This is a genomic window from Cupriavidus sp. R6-3 (assembly GCF_059772245.1).
Genome location: NZ_JCBAJO010000425.1, coordinates 1 through 1,707 on the forward strand (window position 1 = coordinate 1; position 1,707 = coordinate 1,707).

A 1,707-nucleotide genomic window follows, 5' to 3' on the forward strand; every position below is an offset into this window, starting at 1 on the left:
CTTCGTGCTGGCGCGCACCGGGCTGCTCGATACGCAGCGCGCCACCACGCACTGGCGCCACGCGGAGAAGCTGGCGCGGCGGCATCCGCGCGTGACGGTCGATGCCGATCCGATCTGGATCCAGGCCGGGCGGCTGTACACATCAGCCGGCGTCACCGCGGGCATGGACCTGTCGCTGGCGCTGGTCGAGGACGATCTGGGCCACGCCACCTCGCTGGCGGTGGCGCGCGAGCTGGTGCTGTTCCTGCGGCGGCCGGGCAGCCAGGCGCAGTTCTCAAGCGCGCTGCAGGCGCAGGCGGCGCAGAGTCCGGAGCTGAGGGATTTGCAGGGATGGATCGCCGACCATCTCGACGCGGACCTGTCGGTCGGCGCGCTGGCCGAGCGGGTAGCAATGAGCCCGCGCAATTTTGCGCGGGTCTTCGCGAAGCAAGTAGGGCAGACGCCTGCCCGCTATGTGGAGACGCAGCGGGTCGAGGCGGCGCGGCGGATGCTCGAGCAGAGCGAGCGCCGGCTGGAGACGGTGGCGCGCATGGCGGGATTCGGCAGCGCCGACGGCATGCGGCAGGCCTTCCTGCGCCATCTGCGGACCACGCCGGAACGCTATCGCGCCGCGTTCCGGGCGCAGTCGACGCAAACGCAGTCGCAAACGCAGACGCCGGAGCGGGAACCGGTGAACGCCGCCGCCTGAGCGACGGCCGTCCCACGGTCCCGCAGTCCGACTTCAGCGCGTGCCCTGCAGCGCCGCGATGCGGGCCTCGATCGGCGGGTGGCTGGAGAACAGCGCCAGCCACGACTTGCCGCCCGAGATGCCCATCGCCTGCATGTTCTGCGGCAGGCCGTCGGCTTCCATGCCGCCCAGGCGGCGCAGCGCGGCCACCATCGGCGAGGGCGTGCCCATCAGGCGGGCGGCGCCGGCGTCGGCGCGGAATTCGCGATGGCGCGAGAAGGCCGCGACGATGATGCTGGCGAGGATGCCGAACACGATTTCGCAGACGATCACCGTGACCATGTAGCCGATGCCGGGGCCGCTCGACTCCTCGTCGTTACGGCGCAGCATCGAGTCGACGAAGTAGCCGACGATGCGGGCGAGGAAGATCACGAACGTGTTCACCACGCCCTGGATCAGCGTCAGCGTCACCATGTCGCCATTGGCCACGTGCGCGACCTCGTGCGCCAGCACGGCCTCGACCTCGTCGCGCGACATGCTCTGCAGCAGGCCGGTCGACACCGCGACCAGCGAGCTCTTCTTGGTCGCGCCGGTGGCGAAGGCATTGGGTTCGCCCTCGTAGATGGCGACCTCGGGCATCGGCAGGCCGGCGCGCTGCGCCAGCTTCTCGACGGTCTGCATCAGCCACAGCTCGGTGCTGGTGCTCGGATGGGTGATGACCTGCGCGCCGGTGGACCATTTGGCGATGGTCTTGGACATCAGCAGCGAAATGAAGGCACCGCCGAAGCCCATCAGCGCGGCGAAGGCGAGCAGCGTGCCGAGGTTCAGGCCGTTGGCGGTCAGGAAGCGATTCACCCCGAGCAGGCTCGCGGTGATGCTCAGCACGATCATGACGGCGAGGTTGGTCGCCAGGAAAAGCAGGACGCGTTTCATCTTGGTTCAGTCAACAGGGAAAAGGCGCGGACAGGGCCGCATGGCGAAGGCCCGTGAGCGGTCACGGGGCTTCGGGTTCGGAATCGGCGCGGACGGCCGGGGATCAG

Annotated in this window: 2 protein-coding genes; one reads left to right on the top strand and one right to left on the bottom strand. The window is 69.4% G+C overall.

Annotation, left to right across the window (positions count from 1 at the left end):
• Window positions 1-688 (top strand): GlxA family transcriptional regulator (locus AC6EI8_RS26355; protein WP_498383373.1); only part of this gene is annotated, 688 nt, incomplete at its 5' end.
• 33 nt (window positions 689-721) lie between these two features.
• On the opposite strand, the gene htpX is transcribed toward AC6EI8_RS26355, so the two are convergent.
• Entirely contained in the window at window positions 722-1,600 is an 879-nt protein-coding gene (gene htpX, locus AC6EI8_RS26360; RefSeq protein ID WP_149317504.1) for a protease HtpX, read from the bottom strand.
• Window positions 1,601-1,707: the final 107 nt, after the last annotated feature.

Coding starts and splice junctions, on each gene's coding strand:
- htpX (WP_149317504.1), bottom strand. CDS start 1,600: ATGAAACGCGTCCTGCTTTTCCTGGCGACCAACCTCGCCGTCATGATC.